17 protein-coding genes are annotated in these 19,312 nt (G+C 37.0%); 3 read left to right on the top strand and 14 right to left on the bottom strand.

Translation table 11 applies throughout. The features are described 5' to 3' along the window. Positions 1 to 269 precede the first annotated feature (269 nt). From LKL37_RS06140 to LKL37_RS06105, 8 genes are all read right to left on the bottom strand, one after another. Positions 270 to 1,421, bottom strand: coding sequence for an efflux RND transporter periplasmic adaptor subunit (locus LKL37_RS06140; protein WP_431609691.1), 1,152 nt, complete (start codon positions 1,419 to 1,421; stop codon positions 270 to 272). Positions 1,422 to 1,427: 6 nt separating this feature from the next. Beyond that, the gene (locus LKL37_RS06135) at positions 1,428 to 5,765 is read right to left on the bottom strand and encodes a CusA/CzcA family heavy metal efflux RND transporter (protein ID WP_431609690.1); all 4,338 of its coding nucleotides are present in this window, start codon (positions 5,763 to 5,765) and stop codon (positions 1,428 to 1,430) included. A 200-nt stretch (positions 5,766 to 5,965) separates the two neighbouring features. Continuing rightward, positions 5,966 to 6,328, bottom strand: coding sequence for a hypothetical protein (locus LKL37_RS06130; protein ID WP_431609689.1), 363 nt, complete (start codon positions 6,326 to 6,328; stop codon positions 5,966 to 5,968). Between the two features lie 132 nt (positions 6,329 to 6,460). Continuing rightward, positions 6,461 to 7,030: a Crp/Fnr family transcriptional regulator gene (locus LKL37_RS06125; protein ID WP_431609688.1), complete on the bottom strand. Its 570-nt coding sequence runs from the start codon at positions 7,028 to 7,030 to the stop codon at positions 6,461 to 6,463. Between the two features lie 53 nt (positions 7,031 to 7,083). Beyond that, on the bottom strand, positions 7,084 to 7,830 hold the full coding sequence (locus tag LKL37_RS06120; RefSeq protein ID WP_431609687.1) for a siderophore-interacting protein: 747 nt from the start codon (positions 7,828 to 7,830) through the stop codon (positions 7,084 to 7,086). Between the two features lie 2 nt (positions 7,831 to 7,832). Next, the gene (locus LKL37_RS06115; RefSeq protein ID WP_431609686.1) at positions 7,833 to 9,008 is read right to left on the bottom strand and encodes an MFS transporter; all 1,176 of its coding nucleotides are present in this window, start codon (positions 9,006 to 9,008) and stop codon (positions 7,833 to 7,835) included. A gap of 85 nt (positions 9,009 to 9,093) precedes the next feature. Continuing rightward, on the bottom strand, positions 9,094 to 9,702 hold the full coding sequence (locus tag LKL37_RS06110) for a hypothetical protein (RefSeq protein WP_431609685.1): 609 nt from the start codon (positions 9,700 to 9,702) through the stop codon (positions 9,094 to 9,096). Between the two features lie 584 nt (positions 9,703 to 10,286). After that, on the bottom strand, positions 10,287 to 11,066 hold the full coding sequence (locus LKL37_RS06105; protein ID WP_431609684.1) for a helix-turn-helix domain-containing protein: 780 nt from the start codon (positions 11,064 to 11,066) through the stop codon (positions 10,287 to 10,289). A gap of 71 nt (positions 11,067 to 11,137) precedes the next feature. On the opposite strand from LKL37_RS06105, the gene LKL37_RS06100 reads away from it, so the two are divergent. After that, entirely contained in the window at positions 11,138 to 12,343 is a 1,206-nt protein-coding gene (locus LKL37_RS06100; RefSeq protein ID WP_431609683.1) for a CynX/NimT family MFS transporter, read from the top strand. Between the two features lie 75 nt (positions 12,344 to 12,418). Here LKL37_RS06100 and LKL37_RS06095 read toward each other — a convergent pair whose 3' ends face one another. Then, on the bottom strand, positions 12,419 to 13,186 hold the full coding sequence (locus tag LKL37_RS06095; protein ID WP_431609682.1) for an MBL fold metallo-hydrolase: 768 nt from the start codon (positions 13,184 to 13,186) through the stop codon (positions 12,419 to 12,421). Between the two features lie 92 nt (positions 13,187 to 13,278). Between LKL37_RS06095 and LKL37_RS06090 the strand changes: the two genes are divergently transcribed. Both LKL37_RS06090 and LKL37_RS06085 read left to right on the top strand, forming a co-directional pair. Beyond that, entirely contained in the window at positions 13,279 to 13,593 is a 315-nt protein-coding gene (locus tag LKL37_RS06090; protein ID WP_431609681.1) for a winged helix-turn-helix transcriptional regulator, read from the top strand. An 82-nt stretch (positions 13,594 to 13,675) separates the two neighbouring features. Further along, positions 13,676 to 14,230 carry a hypothetical protein gene (locus tag LKL37_RS06085; RefSeq protein WP_431609680.1) on the top strand — a complete coding sequence of 185 codons (555 nt, stop codon included), beginning with the start codon at positions 13,676 to 13,678 and terminating at the stop codon, positions 14,228 to 14,230. 103 nt (positions 14,231 to 14,333) lie between these two features. Here the strand turns inward: LKL37_RS06085 and bioA are convergent, their stop codons facing one another. From bioA to LKL37_RS06060, 5 genes are all read right to left on the bottom strand, one after another. After that, positions 14,334 to 15,626: an adenosylmethionine--8-amino-7-oxononanoate transaminase gene (bioA, locus tag LKL37_RS06080; protein ID WP_431609679.1), complete on the bottom strand. Its 1,293-nt coding sequence runs from the start codon at positions 15,624 to 15,626 to the stop codon at positions 14,334 to 14,336. Between the two features lie 265 nt (positions 15,627 to 15,891). After that, positions 15,892 to 16,875, bottom strand: a complete 984-nt coding sequence (gene bioB, locus LKL37_RS06075; protein ID WP_431609678.1) for a biotin synthase BioB — start codon at positions 16,873 to 16,875, stop codon at positions 15,892 to 15,894. Beyond that, the gene (bioD, locus tag LKL37_RS06070) at positions 16,875 to 17,489 is read right to left on the bottom strand and encodes a dethiobiotin synthase (protein WP_431609677.1); all 615 of its coding nucleotides are present in this window, start codon (positions 17,487 to 17,489) and stop codon (positions 16,875 to 16,877) included. Before bioD ends, bioB begins: the two co-directional genes overlap by 1 nt. A 60-nt stretch (positions 17,490 to 17,549) precedes the next feature. Continuing rightward, complete coding sequence (locus LKL37_RS06065; RefSeq protein ID WP_431609676.1) at positions 17,550 to 18,659, bottom strand: aminotransferase class I/II-fold pyridoxal phosphate-dependent enzyme; 1,110 nt, start codon at positions 18,657 to 18,659, stop codon at positions 17,550 to 17,552. Next, positions 18,652 to 19,275, bottom strand: coding sequence for a hypothetical protein (locus LKL37_RS06060; RefSeq protein ID WP_431609675.1), 624 nt, complete (start codon positions 19,273 to 19,275; stop codon positions 18,652 to 18,654). The genes LKL37_RS06065 and LKL37_RS06060 overlap by 8 nt, the downstream gene beginning before the upstream one ends. Positions 19,276 to 19,312 lie beyond the last annotated feature (37 nt).

Raw genomic sequence — 19,312 nt, 5'->3', positions numbered from 1 at the left:
CTAAAAATCCTTTACAACTATTCACTTCCTAAAAATATTATTTTAAAATGAATTATGCATAAAATAGCATTTGTCAATATGTAAAACATGTCAAATGTCATGTTTCTATTTTCATTAATTAAATAAATCGATAAAATTGATTCTCCCTTTGTTCTCTTTACTTTATAATACATAACTATGATAACTTTACGTTGATTTTTTAGTCATAATAAATAAAAAAGACCATTCGAAAGAATGATCTTTTTTAATAATATAGAATTTATTTAATACTATTCTGCTTTGTTTTTAAGCATCATCAGAAGGCTGTAAGCTCCTTTCTGTACAATTTTCTTATCCTTTAAAAAATCAGCTTTTAATACCTCTGTAAACTGGTCATCTGAAATTCCGGTCACTATGGGAATCATTTTGTAATTGGATTTTCCAAGGTCTTCAAAAACATAATTTTTGTTTTCAAAAGAGACTACCGCTTCGTTGGGAAGGCCTTGTGTATAACGGCTGCTGATATTTACTTCGGCATTCACATACATTCCTTTTACAAATTCAGTATTTACAGAAGATAATTTGGCGATTACCGTTGCAGAGCCTCCGTTTTCAATACTAGGAACTACGCTGACAATTTTGGCATTGGATTTCACATCCGGATTCTGATTGTTGTACACTATAATTTCCTGACCCACTTTTACATCATTCACATCATTTTCAAAAACCTTTAATTCTAAAAGTAATCCAGCTGGATTGATCAGTTCAAACAAAGTATCTGCCGGGTTGATATATTGTCCGTTATTCACAAGAATTTTGCTTACAAAACCTGTAAACGGAGCATAAATATTGATCTTACTTCTGATATTTCCGGTATTCAGACCTTTGGCATTGATTCCGATGATTCTCAGCTTTTCTTCCAACCCTTTTAAAGTAGCGTTCAAAGTAGAATAATCTGCCTGAGCGGTCTGCATAGTCTTATCGCTGCTGGCTTTGCTTGTATTCAAATCTTTCTGACGGTTAAAATTCAATCTTGCCGCTTCGAGCTGAGCTTTTGTCACCAGATAATCTTGCTGCAATTGTATAAACTGAGGATCTTCCACAACAGCGAGTACCTGTCCTTTACTGAAATGGCTTCCATTAATGACATTGATAGACTTGATATGTCCACCCATAATACTGGAAACCAAACTAATGTGGGAAGGTGCAATTTCTGCTTTTCCGTTCAGCCTTACCAGTTTCTCCATATTCCTATTTTGAATGGTGGTGGTTGTTAACCCTACAGACTGAATCTGTTTTTCTGTAAGATGAACGGAGTTTTTGTCGTTTTTAGAAAATTTGGTGTTTTCATAAACCGTTTTTTCCTCTTCTTTTTTTCCTGAACATGAAGATAAAGTAAGGATGAAAGCAAGGCTGTATAGTGATATATTCTTGAAATGCATGATGTATTATTTTGAAATTAAGAATTGAAGTTCGGCTCCGATCTGATTAAGTTTTTCCAGCTGATCAATATAATCTGCCTTGGTTTTTACGGCCTGATTCACCAGTATTACCCAGTTCAGATAATCTATTTCCCCTACTTCCATTTGTTTCTGGGCTGTTTTTAAAATAATTTCAGATTTTGGAAGCTGTTTTTGTTGATAATTTTCGATGATCCGCTGTTGGTTCATATAATTATTTAACTGTTGATTCAGTCTGTTTTTAAGCTCAATTTCTTTTCTCTGATATTGATTTTCGGAGATGGCGATTTTAGCTTGTGCTGCTTTGGCTAAAGCTCTTTGTCCTTTGGTAAACAGTGGAATTCCCACTCCCATCTGAACTGAGTTGAAACGATTATTATTGATGTTTTTCATACTCTGATTGGTATATCCTATAAGAAGATCCGGAAGCAGTCTGCTTTTTTCAAGTTGTACTTCTGCCTCACCTACTTTAATCTGTTGCTGCAGATATTGAAGTTCAGGGTGCTGTTTTACCATTTCTTCAGAAATCTGTAGACCAATGTTCATTGTAGGCTGGTCTGCAATGGGTTGATAAGGAGTTGTAGATTGTAATAATAATTGAAGCTGAAGTTTTGCGATGTTCAGATCATTTTCAAGGGTATTCAACTGTACTTTGATCTGCTCTTTCTGAATTTCAGCAGTGGATTCCTCCAGAATATTGGCCTCTCCTTTCTTTAATCTTAATCCTGCTTTTTCTGCAAAATTATTATACAGCTGGCTGATGTATTCCAAGACTTTTTTCTTTTCCTGAAGCACCAGTATCCTGTAGAAAACGTCTGTAACTTCTTTGGTAAACTGTGTTTTGGTCAGATTCTGATTGATGACACTAGCAGACCATTCAGCATCCAGCATTTGCTTTCTTTTTGAATACACTGTCGGAAAGCTGAACCTTTGAGAGATTCCAAATGAATTATCCGTTTCTTCTCCCTGAATCTGTCCAAATCCACCCGTAACTTCCGTTTGGGGAATATCCAGATAGCTGGCCTTTAGTTTTTCCTGATAATCTGATACTAATTTTGAGTTTTTAAGAGTACCATTCTGCTGGTATGCTTTTTCCAAAGCCTGGTCATAGGTGATGTTTTCCTGAGCCTGATCAATTCCGAAGACCATTAACAATAAGAAAACAGACAGTTTTTTATAGTTGAGTTTTTTTGAGAATTTCATTTTATCTTTATTAATATGTTCAAACAGGACGTATAAAATTGGAAGTACAAATAAGGTTAAAAGGGTTGCAAGCATCAGTCCTCCAATAACTACAGTTGCCAAAGGTCTCTGTACTTCAGCTCCTGCTCCGTTGCTTATCGCCATGGGAAGAAACCCCAGAGATGCTACAAAAGCGGTCATTAAAACCGGACGAAGCCTGATTTTTGTACCTATGAGCACAATTCTGTTGGTATTAGCTATTCCGTTATTTTTCAATCGATTAAACTCTGATATCAAAACTATTCCATTAAGTACGGCAACCCCAAATAAAGCAATAAATCCCACTCCTGCACTGATACTGAAAGGCATTCCTCTCAACGCTAGAAAATACACACCTCCTATCGCAGACAATGGAATGGCTGTGTAGATCAGCAGACTGTGTTTTACAGATCCAAAAGCAAAGAACAATAACAGGAAAATCATCACTAGCGAAATGGGAACAGCTACACCCAATCTGGCTTTGGCTTCATTTAAATTTTCAAAAGCACCTCCATAAGAAATGGTATATCCTGGTGATAATTTCAGACTTTTACCTGTTTTTTGCTGAAGCTCTTCCACAATGCTCTGAACATCTCTTCCTCTTGCGTTAAATCCTACAATAATTCTCCTTTTGGTATCTTCCCTCTGAATCTGGTTCGGACTGTTTTTAAGCTCTACTTTAGCAAGCTGTGACAAGGGAATCTGTTCTCCCGAAGAAGTAGGAACCAAAAGATTTTGGATGCTGGTAATATCTTTTTTATGCTCATTATCCATTCTGACAACGATATCAAATTTCTTTTCTCCTTCATACAAAGCTCCGGCAGTCTGGCCGGCAAAAGCCATATTGATCACCCTGTTGATATCTGCTACCGAAATATTATATCGGGACAGCTCAGAACGGTTATAATCGATTACAACCTGCGGAGCACCTACTACAGGTTCGATATAAAGATCCTGCGCCCCTTTTACAGTATTGATGATGCTTCCAATCTTTTTCGCATAGGTAGCAAGGCTGTCCAGGTCTTCACCGTAAATTTTACAGACCACATCCTGTCTTGCCCCGGTCATCAGTTCGTTGAAACGCATTTGTACGGGAAACTGGAAGCTGGTAGTCAGCCCGGGAATAACACTTAATGCTTTACTCATTTTATCAGAAAGCTCAGAAAATGATTTTGCAGAAGTCCATTCCTTTTTAGGTTTCAAAACAATAATCATATCTCCGGCATCCATCGGCATTGGTTCCGTAGGAATTTCGGCACTACCGATCTTCATAACCACCTTTTCTACTTCAGGAAACTGTGTTAAAAGGATGTGTCCAGCCCGAGTAGTGGCTTTTTTGGTTTCGCTGATATTACTTCCCTGAAGGACCCTCATTTCAACCGCAAAATCACCTTCTTCCAGAGACGGAATAAATTCTCCTCCCATTCTGGAAAGGATAAAAACAGCGCCTGCAAAGAGGATTAATACACCTATGATAATTGTTTTTCTGAATTTAAGAGCCTTCATCAGTAATTTCTGATGTCCGGTTTCCACTTTACCCATGACGCGGTCTGAAATATTCTCTTTTTCTTTTTTCTTTCTGCTTAATACCAGAGAACTCATCATCGGAATATAAGTCAGGGAAAGAATAAATGCTCCAATCAAAGCAAAAGCAACGGTCTGAGCCATAGGCTTGAACATCTTTCCTTCAATTCCCTGAAGCGTAAAAATCGGAAGATATACGATTAAGATAATGATCTGACCGAAAACTGCACTGTTAACCATTTTGGTCGCAGAGCTTGAAACCTGATCATCCATTTCTCTTTTGCTTAGCATATTGTCTTTTCCAAAATGCTTTTTATGGGCAAGTTGATGTAACACGGCTTCCACAATAATGACGGCTCCATCCACAATAAGACCGAAATCCAGTGCTCCAAGGCTCATCAGATTTCCTCCAACCCCGAAAATATTCATCATAATAATGGCGAAAAGCATGGCCAAAGGAATAACGGAAGCCACCAGTAATCCTGCTCTGAAATTTCCTAAAAATAAAACCAGAATAAAAACGACAATCAAAGCACCTTCCATCAGGTTTGTTTTTACTGTACTGATGGTATTGTTCACCATTTTAGCACGGTCAAGGAAAGGTTCAATCACCACTCCTTCCGGTAATGATTCCTGAATTTTTTCTAATCTTTGCTTGATATTTCCGATCACTACATTGGCATTTTCTCCTTTCAGCATCAGAACAATAGCTCCGGACACTTCTCCAGTGTCATTATAAGTCATAGCGCCATACCTTGTCGCATAACCGATCTTTAGAGACGCTACATCTTTTATATGTACAGGAATGCCATCTTTGGTTTCCGCTACCTGAATACTTCCAATATCTTCTGTACTTCCCAGAAGACCTTCGCTTCGAATAAACAGAACGGTTTCTTTCTTTTCAATATAAGCGCCTCCGGTATTCTGGTTGTTCTTTTCCAGCGCTGCAAAAACATCATTGATATTGATGTTGAACGCCTGTAATTTATTAGGATTAATGGCAATTTCATATTGTTTCAATTTTCCTCCGAAACTGCTGACATCTGCCACCCCTTTCGTTCCGAGAAGCTGCCTTCTGACCACCCAGTCCTGAATGGTTCTCAGTTCAGTTTCATCATACACACTTTCGTATCCCTTTTTGGCTCTCACCACATATTGGAAAATCTCTCCCAGTCCGGTTGAAATAGGCCCTAATTCCGGCTTCCCGATTCCGTCCGGTATATTGTCCTGAACAAGCTGTAAACGCTCCTGAACCTGCTGTCGGGCCCAGTATACATCGGTATTATCATCAAAAACGACAGTTACTAACGAAAGTCCAAAACGTGAAAAGCTTCTCAGTTCTTTAATTCCGCTAATGTTGCTGGTAGCTTGCTCAATAGGAAAGGTTACAAGACGTTCTATATCTGCCGCCCCATAAGAAGGTGCAGTCGTAATGATCTGAACCTGATTGTTGGTGATATCCGGCTGAGCATCAATGGGGAGCTTGGTGGTTTCATAGACTCCCAACAAGATAAGAGCTACTGTAAACAGAGCAATGATGAGTTTATTCTTTACAGAAAACTCAATGATTTTATTTAACATGGAAAAACTATTAATTGTAATCCGGAATGCTTTATAAAGCTGGGATCTCTCCAAAACTTAAGCGTTCAAAACAAAGTGTTTGCAACTTTTTTAGCTAAGGTTTAAGCACCAATACAATGCATTACGAATTAATGGATATGTAACAAGAATTGACTACTTTAAGTAAAAACATAAAGTATTAATTTTCAATATAAAGTTGATTAAGAAAGCCGTGGAGGCTGGAAAATCTGAGAAAGATACTGATTGGAAAAATCTTTTTCCTTGTAGATACTGCTTTTCTTTGAAACAGTAATTTCCTTAGGTTTTTTTATCTCGAATGAAAGTTCCGGAAGCTGTGCATGTACAGTCAGTACAATTGGCGGATTGATAAACGGCAGTTTCTGATCGGCATCCCAGTCAGAATCCTCCTTGTGATTATCATAATGCTCCATTACAAATTCTGAAAAGCTTCCATGGTATTCCATGAAGTGTTCAACAAACATAGGCACCTTCAGTACTTCCCCCGCATTGGTGGTAGCCAGAACATACATCATTGAACATAATATGGAGAACCATTTTAACATGAATGCAAATATAAGGCTTAAATTTTTCCTGAGCAGGCTGTAGTATTAATTTTTTGAGAATTTTAGCCAGTTTAAAAGCAGTTTAAATAAATAATAGCTCTTCGTAAAAATGTTAGTTTCATCAAACAAAAATCAAAGCCTGGATTTCAATCTGCTCAGTGTCTCCTGTGAAATATTAAGATAGGAAGCTACCAATTTATTGGAAAGCCTTCTTACCACAACAGGATTTTCATCCAGCAGCTGACGGTATTTTTCAAGAGCATCCTGTACAAGGAAAGACATCAGCCTCTTTGTATTGTTTACATAGGCAGTTTCCAGATAGATCCTGTAAAACTTTTCCCATTGCGGGATAATGTCCAGAAGATGATAAAAATTTTTATGCGTAATATAATATACTTCTGAATCCTCCACAGCTTCTATGAATTCCTCGGAGGGTTCAGAAGTAATAAAACTGGTAAGTGCTGTTGCAAACTGATTTTCAAATGCAAAATACCGGGTGGAATCCTGCCCTTCTTCATTGATGAAAAATATACGGAGACAGCCCTTGACTACAAAAAAAGTTCTCTGGCTGTTCTGCCCGTTGGAAAGCAGCATTTCATTCTTTTTTAACTGAACAGGTCTGAAATAAGAAAGAATTGTTTCCAATTCTTTATCCGTTACTGATATTCTATTGTTGATATATGAAGTTAAAAGTTCCTGCATGTAAGCAAAAATAGTAATAAATGGCTTTGCTTACACCCTTTCATCTCTACTATCTACGGGTTTTCTGCCTGTCCGGCTTTCCAGTATGAGCAAATGTACATCCCATGCGGATCCCATTCCAGTGTCGTTTTGAAATAAGAACGAAGCTCATTTACAGTGGTGTATTCGGCTGCGATGTAAACATATTCTTTCAATACTCCGGATGGAAAATCAATAGATTTCACTTTTTCTGCAAGCCTGCTTCCCTGCTCAGGGTGAGGATTATGCAGCCATTCTATTGATACATCTGCAACGGAGCACAGAATAAGTTCATCTTCTTTACCTGCCACTTCCAACACTATTTTTGCACTTACATAGGATGGAAGTTGCTCTGCAATGGCACAAATAACGGGTAATGCTGTTGCATCTCCTGCCAGCAGATAAAAATCAGCATTAGGAACTAAAGGTTTTATACTTTCTTTCATTCCTATCTCCAAAAGGTCTCCTGGATTAGTTTTCAATGCCCAGGCAGAGGCAGGACCATTATCACCATGAGCAACAAAATCTATACTCAATTCATGTTTTTCAAGATCAATTTTTCTGTTGGTGTAAGTTCTCATAACAGTGCTGTTTTCCTCAGTTGGGATAAAGATTTTATTATTAGAACCGGATTTAACATTGGCTAATAATTCAGCCTGGTTTTCACCAATATGAAATACAACACGGATAAGATGTGGTGTAATCAATAGTTTCTTTTTAACGGTAAATACAGAACGTATTTTTTTCGTTTCTTTTATTTGGGTTGTTAAAGTGTTTTCCATTTTTATTTTTTATTAAATAGTAAAATAACCATTGCAAAGACACAGCTGATTCCTCCAAATAAGTATACAGTCTGATAATTAAACCATCTGGCAATTAATCCCGCAATGGGACCTGCCAGTCCTAATGAAAGATCTACAAAAGCCACATAAGCTCCTAAAGCGGTTCCTCTCATTTGCGGTTTTACTTTTTGAATCGCAAGAACTCCCAACGCCGGAAAAACCAATGAAAACCCTACGCCTGTTAATCCACATCCGATAATAGCCGCTACTTTTGAACCTGAAGTCCAGATCAGCATCTGTCCTGCCACTTCTATGATCAGAGAGATTAATGCAATTGTAAATCCTCCGTATTTATCAGGAAAGGAAGCAAAGAAAATTCTGGTCAGCACATAGCATATTCCGAACACCATAAAAGCCAGTGAAGCATCACCCCAATTTTTCTCTGAAAAAAATAAAGCAATAAAAGTAGCAATACACCCAAAAGCCATTGATGAAAAGGCAAGACTCAACCCCTGTCCTGATATGGCACCAATGACTTTGTAGAAAGGTGTTCGTATATGATTTTTATCCACAGGAATTGATGGAAGCTGTACTGTAGAAAGCCAGCTTACAAGCGGAAGCAGGGCAATAAAGACAAAAACAGGAAGGATACTGTATTCTTTACTTAGCCAGATACTGAGAGGGGCTCCAATAGCAATTCCGGCATACATGGCAATACCATTCCAGGTCATTACTTTTCCGGAACTGGAAGTACCTACAAGACCTATTCCCCAGGTTAATGCTCCGGTGACGAGAAAGCTTTCGCCAACCCCATGAAGGATTCTCGCCAATATAAGAAAAGTAAGTGCAAGAACCGGATGAGCTTGAAGTGATACTGCCAAGACATAAACAATTCCTGCAATAACAGCTAGCATTACACCGGACATTTTACTTTTCTTGGCACCTTTTGTATCTGTGATTTTACCGGAATAAGCGCGGGTTAAAAGTGTTGACAGCGATTGTAATCCAATAACAAGACCTACAATAATACTGTCAAAGCCCAAAGTGTTCTGAACAAAACTGGGAAGTACTCCCAAAGCAATTCCTATGGTAAGATAAACCGCAAATACTGAAATAATAATAGGTGCGGTTGCCTGATAGAAATTAATCGTCTGCCCTTTTTCTAATGTTGTACTCATAAATTTTGTTTAAAATATTCGGGGGCAAAGGTCCCGGTACAACAGATAAAAAACTTTGACTTAGATCAAAAAAGGCAGAAAAATTTTAATCAAGATTTAGAAAGCCATCAGTAAGCTGCTTCCATTGTATTTTGGCAGCCCCCATCATTCCTCCGGGGGCAATGGTAAGGTTTCTTATAACATTAAAGAAATTTGCATTGAAATTTGGTCTTTCATTTCGCCCATATACAGCTGCTTTTAAATGGGCAGGGTTTCTGGATATCATAAATGTAGAACTGGATGCAGCACTGTAAAAGTGAGCAACATGCCGGCTTTTTTTATTTTCAGGATTTCTGGATGGTCTGCAGATCATCGATATACTTTCGGAAAAGCTGTCCTGATAGAAACAAATATCAGTAATTTCTACCCAATCATATCCTTTGGCTTCAGGTTCTCCAGGTCCCGGAATATCAATGCGGATAAAATCTCCTTTTTGAGGTTCACGATCTACCGGATGACCATTGAAGTCATACAGTTTAAAAGCAGCAAATGCTTCACCGGAATAATCTTTCCACTTATTGATTGAAAAAAATCTTTCTCTCAATATTTCAAACTTCAACGGAATCAATTCCTGTTTAAATAATATTCTGCTTTCCGTATCATGAAAACCGCCGAATTTTTGTGTTGGAACTCCCTTGAATGTTTTTGGACCCATGCAATTATATGTTTTGGGAAACTACTACAAAAACCGTACTGAACTTTATGAGCAGCGTCATAAAATAGTTAAACAATTGTTTAAAGATAAACTTAAATATACTGTGTTTCCATAATAATTCACTTTTAGCGATTCTTTGATTTTGGTAAAAAAACAGCATACAATTCATCAGGTGGCGAATTATCTTTGATAGTGAACATTTTTACATAAAGAATTCCGGAATCCTAAAGAAAACTAAAATCATTTAGAGAATAATTATTTTTACTTAAAATAAATAATTTTTAAAAAAAATGAACTTATAATGTCTTGTATAACGGAGTTTTTGCTTATATTTGTGAATCGAAATAATTTTTTTTCATCATTTGTGTTTTTTTAAGGTCTCCATTCGTGGAGACCTTTTTGTTTTCAATGATCTCATAATTGAATATAGGCTATTGAAGTGGAAAATTTATATAAATGTGAAATATTCTATTTTTTAAACGACTCAATCTCTTTTCTATAAAGGATTAGCATAAGTTTTAACAGGTTTATAAATCCCTTTTTCACTATATTTGAATACTGCTTGTAGGTGCTTTAAACGGCTGTTAAATTGTTTTAATAAAATCTGTTGGCCTGAACTGCATTACAGAAAAAAAACTTCTTGTATATGCCTGCACACTTTTGTACCCAACTTTATAGGCTGTTTCAGAAATAGTAAGATTTTCCGAGCTTAAAAGCTCAAGGCTTTTAATAATACGAAGCATTTGCTGGTATTTACTTAAAGTGAGTCCGGTTTCTTTTTTGAAAATGCGCTCAAGGGTACGGAAAGACAACAGAGCGGCATCGCTCAGATCTTCCATCTTAATTTCATGCTGATAATGGCTGTGAAGGTATTCCATGACTTTGGTAAGGCGCTTGTCTTTTGGAAGACTGATATGAAGTGTCAGAGAATGTTCTACAAATCTTGGCAGTTCGTTGAAGAGGGCTTTTAAAAATAGGTTTTCATCGTTATCTGAAGTCATCAGCTTAGACCATTTTTCTGCATATTTTATCATTTCTTTTAAAACCGGAGGAACAGAAAACACACTCACTTCATGATAGAAAGGTTCCTTTGTACTGACATCTGCAAACATAATCATCAGCTTGATCTTTTCAGAATGGGAATTGGTCTTATGGACAGCATAGGGAGGAATCCATACTGCATGATTCTGAGGAAGAAGGTATATTTTTTCTTCAATGGTAATATACTGAAAACCGCTTTCTACATACACCAGCTGGCCTTTCTGGTGATGATGGAGAACATCATCGTGAACCCAGTTTTCTTCAAACCATACAAAATAGGGTTTCTTCAGATCATCTATTTCTATACTTTCGTTGATGTTCATGTCGTTTTAGGTTAAAACTTTGGCAAAATTAAACAAAATTACTGTGCTAATTTTGTACAAAAGTTTTTATTATGATGAAGAATGAAGTAAAAAAGAATGCTTCGTATGTTTTATTAATCATTAATGTTCTGGTTGTTATATTAATTTCCAGCAACCTGCGTTCGCCCATTGTGGCGGTGGCTCCTGTATTGGGAGAGATAAGAGATGCTTTGAAGCTTGATAATTTTCAGGTGAGCCTGCTTACTTCTATTCCACTGTTTATGTTTGCTGCATGTTCTGTGCTTGTAAGCAGGTTTTCTAATAAGTTGGGGATCAGTAAACTTCTGATGTATTCTCTGATTATTTTAAGTTTTGGATTGTTTCTGCGGATTACAGGATCTCTATGGCTGTTATTTTTAGGTTCGATATTTATTGGTTTAGGAATATGTATCGGAAATGTGGTCACTCCAGGATATGTTAAGAATAATTTTCCGAAACAGATAGGTCTTATGACAGGAATTTTTGCTGTATCCATGAATCTTACTGCAGCTTTGGCTTCCGGATTCAGTGTGAAAATCGGAGAATTAACTGGTTTTGGATGGAAAGGTTCCCTGGGAATCTGGCTCGTGATTGCAGCATTGGGTTTTCTTGTTTTATCATTGGAATTTATATTTAATAAAAGAAATCCAAATCAACCTAAAACGGCACTCAGTACTTCAGATTTTAATATGTTCAAATCTGCTCAGGCATGGAATATCAGCATTTTCATGGGACTACAGTCTTTATTTTATTACTGTCTGGTAGCCTGGCTTCCCTCATTTCTTGCTGATTTTCATATGCAGGGAGAAAGCTCCGGCTGGGTATTTTTTGTGATTCAGATTACGATGATTCCTGTGACGTTCTGCTGCCCGATTATTGCCAGTAAAATGAAAGACCAGAGGATTATGATCCTTTTTATATGTGCTCTGATGTTTGGAAGTACGATGATGTTTGTGTTCCTGAAATCCCAATGGATCTATCTCAATGCTGTTATTATTGGTATTTCTAATGGCTTGTCATTCAGCCTGTCGATTCTGTTCTTTTCTACGAGAACGAAAAGCAGTATCAATGCAGTTAAGATATCGGGAATGGCGCAGTCTGTAGGATACCTGATTGCCGCATTCGGGCCTCCATTGTTTGGAAAACTGCATGATTGGGATATTTCCTGGAACAGTTCATTTTATTTATTAAGCTGTGCGGTATTGCTGATGTTCTATTTTGGATTGAAAGCTGCGAGAAATAAGTGTGTAGAAGATTAAAATTACCATTTGATAAATAAAAAAGGATAGAAATGAGTTCTATCCTTTTTTTGTTTTATTTAAGAGCCCTTTAAATTAAAAATGAAGGTCAACTTCTTCTCCGTCATTCAGAACAAAACATCTTTTCTCTAATCCATTTTCATTAATTTTTGCCTGAATAAATTGACGGTCTTCTCTGCAATGGCTTACGGATTCCAGATGGGTTACCCAAACAGTGGATTCCGGAGCATATTTGCAGACTTTTATAATATCTTCACTGGTCATGATAATAGGATCTCCTACGGAAAAAGTAGCAGCTCCCCCAGCTACAATAATGTGCTGTGGTTTGTGTTTGTCAATTTCTTGTGCAATTTCATCATACCAGATGGTATCTCCTGCAATGTAGACAGATTGATTTTCTTTTTTAAAAACAAAACCATTTACGATTCCCATTTTTTCTCCGATTTCTCCGGTTCCATGCTGACCTTTGGTTGTAGATATCTCAATATTTTTCCATTGAAGAGTATGATTCACCGTAATAATATTTGTAAATCCTTGCTCTGCAATGTGGTCTGCAATAACATTTGAACAAATTATTGGAATATTTTTATCAAGAAGCTCAATAGCCTCAGTATCCCAATGATCAGGGTGAAGATGGGTTACAGCAACGGCATCAATTCCTTCTAATTTTTTATTTAATTCCTTTTTACTGAAAGGCAGATCTACGAGGGGATTCAGTAATTCACTGTCTGTCATTGGTATTTTTCCCATAGAACCTTTTTCACCCAACATTGGGTCTACCAGGATGGAAATCCCGTCAATATTCAATAGCAATGTTGCATTGCGCCATAATTGTAATTTCATTTTACTTAAGTTTGTATAGCAAAGCTATTGCCCAATGAGGGTAAAACAATCGAAGGTTACCAAAAGGTTAACCATAAATATTCAATGGACTTATGAATTTTGAAGAATATAAAAACTGTGGATTAAGACGAAGCCTGACAATTCTTTCGGGTAAATGGAAACCTTTTATCCTGCACAATCTTTTGGAAGAAGATCAGGTGCGTTTTGTGGAGCTTTGGCGAAATATGCCCCGCGTTTCCAAGAAAGTATTGGCAGAGCAGCTGAAGCAGCTGGAAGAGGATCTTATTATTGAACGGATTGAAGTTTATAATTTTCCGCCGGAAGTCTATTATAAACTAACGGAGAAAGGGCAAAAGCTAGGACCTATTCTTTCCGAACTTCATTCCTGGGGAAATGATCTTGGTTAAAACTATTTGATTAATATTTTATATATTGTCGAATATTACAGTATAATTTTAAGTGTATAAAAACTAATACCAATTTTTACAAATGAAAAGAATCATTATTTTGATATCCTGTGTACTAGGTACATGGGCAGGTGCACAGATAGCGCCTCCGCCAACGATTCAAAGATCAAATACCACATCCCGCGGACTTACTGTCAATTCAAGAAAAGGCACATTAATTGAGAAAAAAATCACCAATCTGGGTAAGTTTAAAAACCTGATTATTCAAAAAATTGTAACAAAAGATATGTCTGACAGTTCATCAGAATCTCTTCTGGGAATCATGTATGAATACGAAACGTTTGATGAAATATCAAAAAAAACACTCACCGTTGATAAAAATGAACTGGGAAAACTGATTCAGGCTCTTCAGACTGTTGAACAGAGAGAAAATGAAAAGGCGAATCAGGAAACCAAATACAAGTTTGTTACGATGAGTAATATTGAATTTGGAAGTGTTTATCGGGAAAAACTTTCTTCTTGGGTTAATTATATAAAAATTCCGTCTCATTATTTTAATCAGAACTTACTGGAATTCAATAAAGATGAATTGAAAGAGCTGATTAGTGTATTGAAGAAAGCAGAACAGGAACTTTAAAAAATACTGGCACCAGCATTAAACATAAAAACCTTATAGGTTCTGGAAACCTATAAGGTACATTAAAAAAATTAAAAATAATTATTACCGGAAAACGGATCGTTTACTCTTTAAACAGATCCAAAACTTCCATAATATTCTGATATACAAAGTCTAATTCTTCGGAAGTAATACAATACGGAGGAACCAGATAGATTACATTTCCCAACGGCCTCATGATAATCCCTCTCTGTAAGAATTCATTGTAAAGCTTCTTCCCTATTTCATTGAAATAAGAAGTATCATTCCCGGTTTTAAAATCGAACGCTAAAATAGTTCCGATTTGTCGAACCTTTTCTACATGAGGATGAAAAGCAAGTGCTTTCACAAACTCAGAATGCTGATGAGTAATGCGATTGATATTCATTTGAGTTTCGTCTGTAAGTAATAGTTCCATGCTGGCAAGAGCTGCGGTACATGCTAAAGGATTAGCTGTAAACGAATGCCCGTGAAATAAGGTTTTATAACGGTCATCAGAAAGGAAAGCATTGTATATTTCATTGGAACAGGTCGTGATTCCCATAGGCATTGTTCCTCCTGTCAATCCTTTTGAAAAACACATAATGTCCGGTTTTTCTGTGAGATAATCTGCTGCAAAAAGCTTACCCGTTCTCCCAAATCCTGTAAACACTTCATCCTGAATCATAAGGACTCCTTCTTCCCTGCAGTATTTCATCAACTGGCTGAGATCTTCAGCTTTATACATCAACATTCCGGCAGCACCCTGAACTAATGGCTCATAGATAAAACAGGCTACTTCATCGGCTAATTCTTTAATCTGCGCATGTAAACTATCCAGGTTCTCAGCATTGGGTGTGTCAATAAAAACAACTTCAAACAGCATGCTTTCGAAAGGTCTTGTCCAGAAACTCTTTCCGCTTACAGACATAGCTCCGAAGGTATCTCCGTGATATGCATTTTTAAAAGCTAAAATCTTGGTTTTCTTTTTTTCCTGATTATATGCATATTGAATACACATTTTTAATGCAACTTCTACTGCTGTAGAACCATTATCGGAGTAAAAAACCTTTTCCTGACCAGCCGGAAGCAGCTTCAGTAAGTTTTCTGAAAGCTTTACAGCCGGTTCATGCGTAAATCCTGCAAAAATAACCTGTTCCAGCGTGTTTAACTGCTCAAAAACACGTTGTGCAATATAAGGATGAGAATGCCCATGAAGCGTTACCCACCAAGATGAAACAACATCCAGATATTGTTTTCCTTCATTATCATAAAGGTAAACTCCTTTTCCCTTTACAATGGGAATAATATCGTCAGCTGTTTTCATCTGCGTATAGGGATGCCAGTTGACTGCTTTATCTCTCTGTTGCAGGCTGATTTCTTTTGTTATTGTATTCATATATTGATGTAAAAAAGTAATAATGAGTGATGAAATTGGATCTAACAATAATTTAGTTGAATATGTTAAATGTTAGATTAAGTGCAAAGGCGCAAAATTTATCATCGATTGCTAATATTTTAAAAATCATTGCGTCTTTGCGTTTTCCAACTCATATCCGATTACAGCAGTTTATAAAAATTCAAAAACCAATTTTATAATAAGTGCTATCATAACAATAATCCAACTCATCACTCATAATTTATCATTTATAATTCATAATTATCTAACAGCATGTTTCTTTTTTCATCATAGGTTTCAGTCCTAATGTCTGAAGCATCTGCATATCTTCGGAAACTCCAGGATTAGGTGTTACCAATAACGTTTCTCTTTCTCCTGTGAAAATAGAATTGGCCCCTGCCATAAAGCACCACGCCTGCTCTGTTTCCGACATTTCTATACGACCAGCACTTAATCTCACCATAGAAGAAGGCATTACAATTCTTGCGGTAGCAATCATTCTTACCATTTCCCAGGTATCTACTTTTTCATTGTCTTCTAAAGGTGTTCCTGCAACTCTCGCTAATGCATTGATAGGAACAGATTCCGGGTGTTTTGGCATTGTTGCCAACGTCAGAAGCATTGAAATTCTGTCTCTATGGGTTTCACCAAGTCCGATAATTCCTCCGGAACACACGGTGATTCCTGCATTTCTTACGTTATTGATGGTATTGATTCTATTATCAAAAGTTCTGGTAGAGATGATTTCTTCATAATATTGTTCGGAAGTATCAAGGTTGTGATTGTAAGCATATAATCCTGCTTCCTGCAATCTGATAGCCTGTTCTTCGGTAAGCATTCCCAGTGTACAGCAAACTTCCAGACCAAGATCGTTTACTCCTTTTACCATATCAATTACCCTGTCGAAATCGCGGTTGTTACGAACTTCACGCCATGCTGCTGCCATACAGAATCTGGATGATCCGGAATCTTTTGCTTTCTGGGCGTGGGCAATTACAATTTCTGTAGGCAATAAAGCCTGTACTTTAATATTCGTGTGATAACGGGCTGCCTGTCCACAGTAGGAGCAGTCTTCAGGACATCCGCCGGTTTTGATGGATAATAAAGTGGAAATCTGTACTTCAGAAGGATCGTGCCATTCGCGGTGTACGGTGGCTGCTTTATAGATCAGTTCCATCAGGGGAAGGTGGTAAATTTCCTCAATTTCTTCTTTAGTCCAGTTGTTTCTTAATGTTGTTTTTGTATCCATTATCCTATTTTTGTTATTGTTAATTGCTTTGCAGCATGCTGTATAGATTCCTTATCGGTAGTATTGATTTCGGGAATCTTTATAATTTTTGTTTCTTTTTCGATAAAACTGCAGATCACTCTTTCCGTATCTTCGGGGAAATTCCCGTTAAGAATTAAATATTCCAGTTGTATATCTCTTTGCTGTAATGCGATGATTGACAATAAGCTGTGATTAATACAACCCAGATAATTTCTGACGACCAGTGCTGCAGGAAGGTTCAATTCTTCAATCAAATCTATCATGAAAGTAGTGTCGGATATGGGTACCATAAGACCTCCGGCACCTTCTACAATTAATGGACTTGCTGTTTTTGGTAATTGAAAATCATTCAGATTGATGGTAATATTTTCTTCTCTTGCGGACTGATGTGGTGATGCTGCCAGCTGTAAACGGTAAGTTTCCGGATGGCAAAATTCGGTATCTGTCCAGGCTTCAATTTTATGACTGTCCGTATAATGAAGATCTCCAGACTGTATGGGCTTCCAGTATTCTGTTTTAAAATGCTGAACCAAAACAGCTGAACAGACTGTTTTTCCGATTTCGGTTCCTATTCCTGTTATAAATAATTTCATGTTTTCGTGATTCGTGATTGGAAGTTTTCCTAGAAAATTGCTTTATTTTCCCTTTTTATTTTAAACAAATTCTTTAGTAATTTCTGTCAGTTTCATAATTTCTTCTTCTGTATTAAAGCTGTGAAGACATATTCTTAACCGTTCGCCTCCTTCTTTTACAGTTGGACTGTATATGGCGTAGGTTAAAAATCCTTCTTCAGATAAAGTGCCCTGTAATTCTTTCAATCTTTGATTATGCGGGATTACAATAGCCTGAACCGGGCTTGTTTCTGCCGATGGAGATTGTAGATTTTGGCTTCGGAAAATTTTAATATTATCCTGAAGTTTTACCGCCAGTTCATGATGCTGATCTAAAAATTCATATCCTGTTTTTATACTCATCCACTGGAAATCCTGTGCTGATGTTGTATAAATGAACGGGCTTGCAAAATTGATAAGGTAAGATTTCACCTTTTCATTACAGAGAATTACCGCTCCATGGGCTCCAAGAGCTTTTCCATAGGTAACAACTGCTGCTGAAACCTGATGTTGTAATTGATATTTTTCAATCAATCCATATCCGAAAATTCCAAATGCGTGGGCTTCATCTACAACCAGAGAGGCTTTATATTTACTTGCAATCGAAGCAATTTCCTCAATTGGAGCAAAATCTCCTTCCATAGAGTAAAGGCTTTCTATCGCGATATAACAATGACTTTCCTGCTTTTTTAAAATATTCTCAAGATCTTCAGTATCATTATGCTTAAATTTCAATTTCTTAGCATTTGAAAGCTTACAGGCATCATGTACTGAACGATGGATTTGTTCATCCACAATAACTACATCATGACGATTTGGAAGTGTGGAAAACAAGGCCAGATTTGCATTATATCCAGATGGAAAAAGTAATGCAGATTCAAACTGATGTTTCTGTGCAATTTCATTTTCAACAGAAACTGCAATTTCACTATTCCCGCTGATTAACCTTGAGCCTGTACTTCCGGAAAGCAGCTGAGGATTATTCACAACCTTTTGCAAGAGTAAATATTGAAGTTCTTTACTTTTTGCAAACCCGAGATAATCATTGGAATAAAAATCAATTCCATTAGATTGAAGCTTTAAACGCCTTAACGTTCCCTCCTCTTTTCTTTTGTCAAGAGATTCCTGAAAACGAAAGCTGTTGCTAAGCATAATTCAACTGAGCAATTTCCCGGGTAACAGCATTGATCCATTCTTCATGCAATTCTTTTTCTATGGTTAAAATATGTTCTGCATGATGCTTCCAGTCTGGAGCAAATTCATTGAGCTGATGAATCATTTCTTCCAGGTGTCCTTCTTCTTCAAGAATGATCGATTTTACCATAATTTTAGAAGAAGCTTCCGTAAGTACTTGCTGGTATACAGGATAAAGCTCATCGGCACGAACCTCAATAGCATAGGTTACAAAAAGATAAGCTGCATATTTAATATCTACTTTATCAAGATTGAAAGCTTCCTGAAGATAGCGGCAGGCTTTAATATCCAATGAGTGAAGATATTGGCTTGTTGCTACAGGAGCCAGAAGTTCTGTACTTTCGTAGGTTTTGCAGAGTTCAGGATTTATTTTCCCGATCTGTTTTTTTAAGTAATAAGCGTGGCGGTGTTCTTCAGCGGCATGTTTCAGCTGGATCTGAGAAACCAAAGTAGGATGTTCACATTTTGATATTTTTCTTGCACCGGCATTTTCCATAAAAGAAAGTGTGTTCAGCCACTTGGCGTGGGTGTTTCCTTCCTGTACAATTTTTTTTAACAGATGATGAAATTCCATAGATTTTTATTTTGATGTCAAAAGTAGTATATTGCCG

It is taken from the genome of Chryseobacterium sp. 'Rf worker isolate 10', from assembly GCF_050753305.1.
Classification (GTDB): domain Bacteria; phylum Bacteroidota; class Bacteroidia; order Flavobacteriales; family Weeksellaceae; genus Chryseobacterium.
This window is presented reverse-complemented; position numbering and strand designations above follow the sequence as displayed.